Here is a 4,115-nt window from a genome sequence, read left to right as displayed (position 1 = left end):
CCCTTCGCCCTCCGGCACCCCCGCCGAGCTCCCTTTTGTCCCTGCCCGTCCTGCTTTGCCGACGGAGTTATCCACAGGTCGCGATGGACGCGCCCGAGGCGCGACGTAGCCGGTACGGTGAGACCGAGATCAAGCCCGCCGCCCGGGCAGGTCCCGCCGACGCGCGCGGTGCTGTCCGCCGGGGAACCATCGAACGGACGGGAGCGCTCCGTGGCAGAACAGCCGCTGCATGAGCACACGCTCGGCAATGGCCTGCGCGTGGTGGTCTGCGAGGACCACGTCGTACCTCTGGCCGCCGTGAACATCTGGTTTGGGGTGGGCTCGCGGCACGAGCGGTCCGGCCGGACCGGCCTCGCCCACCTCTTCGAGCACCTGATGTTCCAGGGCTCGGCGAACGTCGCCGAAGGCGAGCACGCCGCGCTGCTGGAGAGCGCGGGCGCCGCCTTCAACGCCAGCACCTCGTTCGAGCGCACGAACTACTACGAGACGGTGCCGGTCAGCCACCTGGAGCTCGCGCTCTGGCTGGAGGCCGACCGGATGGGCACGCTGCCCGCCGCGCTCACCCAGGCCAACCTCGACAACCAGCGCGACGTCGTGAAGAACGAGCGCCGCCAGCGCTACGACAACCAGCCCTACGGGACGGCGTTCGAGCGGCTGTGCGCGCTGACGTTCCCCGAGGGCCACCCGTACGCGCACACGCCGATCGGCTCCATGGAAGACCTGGACGCCACCACCCTCGACGACTGCACCGACTTCTTCGCCACCTGGTACGCGCCGGGCAACGCCGTCCTGTCCGTCGTCGGCGACGTCGACCCGGCCGCGACCATCGAGGCGGTCGAACGCTACTTCGGCGGCATCCCCACCGGGCCGCACAAGCCCGCCGCGCGCCCCGGCGAACGGGGGCCGCTGGCCGGCGTCCGCGAGGAGACGCTGACCGAGGACGTCCCCTCCCCCGCCTACTTCGCGATGTTCACGCTGCCGACCGACGGCGGCGACGACGTCGAGGCCGCCGAGCTCGCGGTCGAGATCCTCGGCGGCGGCTCCGGCTCCCGCCTCTACGACCGGATGGTGCGCCGCGACCAGATCGCCACCGAGGTCTGGGCGGGCGTGACCCGGCTCGCCTCCGGGCCGTCCCTGGCGATCGTCGACGCCATCGGGCCGGAGCCGGACAAGATCGCCGCCGTGCTGGACGAGGAACTGGAGCGGTTCGCCGCCGAGGGCCCGTCCGCCGACGAGACCGCCCGCGCCACCGCGCAGGCCGAACGCGGCTTCCTGGAGCAGACCGAGACGGTGACCGGCCTCGCCAACGCGCTGTCGCAGAACGCCACCCAGTTCGACGACCCGGCCCGGGTCTTCACCGCCCCCGGGCGCGCCGCCGCCGTCACCGGGGACGCCATCAAGCAGATGGCGGGCCGCTGGCTCGCCCCGGGCGGCCGCACCGCCCTGACCTACGGAGGCACCTCGTGAGCAGCGGCCTGGCACTGCAGCCCCGTCCCGTCCCCGGCCCCGTCCCGGCCTGGGCGTTCCCGGCCGGCACCGAGGGCCGCGTCCCGGCCGGCCCGGCGACGCTCCGCTGCGACCTGCCCGGCCGCCGGCTCGCCGCGGTCCGGCTCGTGCTGAACGCCGGCGCGGGCCGCGAGCCCGCCGGCCTCGACGGCGTCGCGACCCTCACCGCGCACGCCCTGATGGAGGGCACCGAGCCCGGCGGCGGCACCGCGCTCACCGCCGCGTTCGAACGCCTCGGCGCCAGCTTCTTCGCGCACGCCGACCTGACCGCGCTGCGGATCGCCCTCGACGTCCCCACCTCCCGCCTCGGCGCCGCCCTCGAGCTGTTCTCCGACGTCGTCCGCCGCCCCGCGCTCGACGACGCGGACGTCCGGCGGCTCGTCCGCGAGCGCCTGGAGGAGATCGCCCAGGAGGACGCCGACCCCGCCTCGCGCGCCATGCGCGAACTGCGCGCGGTGATGTTCCCGTCCGAGGCCCGCGCGTCCCGCCCGACCGGCGGCACCCGCACCTCGGTCGGCGCGCTGCAGGGCTCCGACATCCGCGCCTTCTACGGCTCCGCGGTCCCCGCCGAGGCCACCGCGGTGGTGACCGGCGACCTCTCGGGCACCGACGCCGACGCGGCGCTCACGGAGGCCCTGCAATCCTGGGCGGCCACCGGCGAACCGCTGCCCACCGCCGACCGCGTCCTGCCCGAGTCGGCGGCCCGCATCGTCGTCGTCGACCGTCCCGGCTCCGTGCAGACCTACCTCAGCTTCGGGCACGGCGTCCCGGACCGCTCGCACCACGACTGGCCGTCCCTGACGGTCGCGGCCCACGTCCTCGGCGGCGGCCTCACGTCCCGCCTGAACGCCGTGCTGCGCGAGGAGAAGGGCTACACCTACGGCATGCGGGCCGGGCTGCTCCGCATGCGGCACTGCGGCCTCTTCATCGCCCAGGGCTCCGTCCACACCGAGGTCACCGCCGACGCCGTCGCCGACGCGCTGACCGAACTGCGCGGCGTCGTCTCCCGCGGCATCGACGCGGAGGAGCACGGCATGTCCGTCCGCGCCCTCGCCGACCGGGCCCCCGCCGAGTACGAGACGGCCCGCGCCGTCGCCGCCGAGCTGGCCGACGCCTCCGCGAACGGCCTGGGCGCCGCCTACCCGAGCGCCTACCTGGCCGCCGTCCGCGCCTCCACCCCCGACGGCGTGGCCCGCGCCTACCGCAAACACGTGGACCCGGAGGCCCTGACCGTCATAGCCGTAGGCGACGCCGCCCAGATCCGCGAACCCTTGGAGAAGCTCGGCTACGCCACCGTGACCGTAACCGCAAAGGAATCCTGACCAAGGAAAAGCAACCTGCGGGGCTGCCGGCGCCCCCCACCGGCACCCCCGCAGATCACCGCTCCACCCGGCGACCACCCCTGGCGGACCGTCCCGCAACCCACATCGCGCTCACCCAACCACTGGAAGCTTCTCGAAACGGCGGGTTCGCCGTCCGCTACGGGTGACCGTCCCTGCGCGGAAGCGGCCATGAGGCATGAGACGCCACGCCGCCCGGAAAGGCTTCGGCGGCGGTATGGCGGGCGGCTGCGTGACGGGGCGGCGGCTGGGTGAGGTGGGGTGAGTGTTCTGTGGGAAAAAGGGGCCGGGTTCCCGTTGGTGGCGTGAACCGATGGCATGGTGAAGTAGGTCTAACTTGTGTGGGCCAAGGCGCGCGGCCTAGGTCGCGGCGGGCCGACTTGCGCGGGGAGGACGTCCTCGGGGGCGGGAGAAGGGAACGGCCGGTGTCCTACGGGCAGATGGCGGGTGGCGGGCCGTCCGTCGACACGATCCTCGCGGAGCCGAACTGCAAGCCGGGCGGGGTCGTGGCGGGCAAGGTGCATCTGCGCGGCGGCTCCGGGCCCGTGGAGATCCGGCACGTGACGCTGGCGCTGATGCCGCGCATGCAGAACGGCTACGGCGGCGAGACCGCCGGGCCCGAGGTGTACCGGGGCGCCCTCACCCGCGGTTTCCGGCTGGACACCGCGCAACAGCGCGATCTGGCGTTCTCCATCCCGCTGCCGTACGAACTGCCGTTCACGACCGTCCTCGGCCACGAGCTGCCCGGCTTCACCATCGGGATGTGCACCGAGGTCGACGCGGCCGGGCAGCCCGACCCCGGCGACATCGACCCGATCTCGGTGGAGCCGCTGGAGTCCCAGCAGTGGGTGCTCGCCTCGATCGCGCAACTCGGCTTCCAGGTCGCGAACGTGACGTTCGAGGAGTCGAAGCTGCGCGGCGTCGCCCAGCAGCTGCCGTTCCACCAGGAGATCCACCTCAACCCGCCGGCGGCGTACCGGGGCCGGATCGACAAGGTCGGGCTGAGCTTCGTCGCCAGCCCGCGCAGCATGGCCTTCGTCCTGCGCGCCGAGGACCGCGACACCCCGCGCGACGAGTCCTTCGGCGTGTTCCAGGTCGCGCACGCCGAAGCCGCCGAGACCGACTGGAACGCCAAGATCGGCGAATGGCTGGAGACCGCGGCGGCGCTGCCGCGCTCGTCCGCCGGGCAGGGCCAGGCGCCGTTCCCGCCGCCCGGCGGCGCGACGCCCTTCCCTCCCCCGCCGCCGTCACCGTCGCCCGAGCCGGCGG

The 4,115-nt window shown here is 74.1% G+C and carries 3 protein-coding genes; all 3 read left to right on the top strand.

The genetic code is table 11. The features are described 5' to 3' along the window. Positions 1–210 precede the first annotated feature (210 nt). On the top strand, positions 211–1,467 hold the full coding sequence (locus E1284_RS39040; protein ID WP_131945169.1) for a M16 family metallopeptidase: 1,257 nt from the start codon (positions 211–213) through the stop codon (positions 1,465–1,467). Beyond that, positions 1,464–2,828, top strand: a complete 1,365-nt coding sequence (locus tag E1284_RS39035; protein WP_131945168.1) for a M16 family metallopeptidase — start codon at positions 1,464–1,466, stop codon at positions 2,826–2,828. Before E1284_RS39040 ends, E1284_RS39035 begins: the two co-directional genes overlap by 4 nt. Before the next feature lie 443 nt (positions 2,829–3,271). Further along, on the top strand, positions 3,272–4,115 hold an 844-nt coding region (locus E1284_RS39030), incomplete at its 3' end, for a sporulation protein (RefSeq protein ID WP_131945167.1).

This window comes from Actinomadura bangladeshensis, assembly GCF_004348335.1.
GTDB classification, from domain to species: domain Bacteria; phylum Actinomycetota; class Actinomycetes; order Streptosporangiales; family Streptosporangiaceae; genus Spirillospora; species Spirillospora bangladeshensis.
The sequence above is the reverse complement of the archived record's forward strand: the minus strand, read 5'-3'. Positions and strand labels throughout refer to the sequence as shown.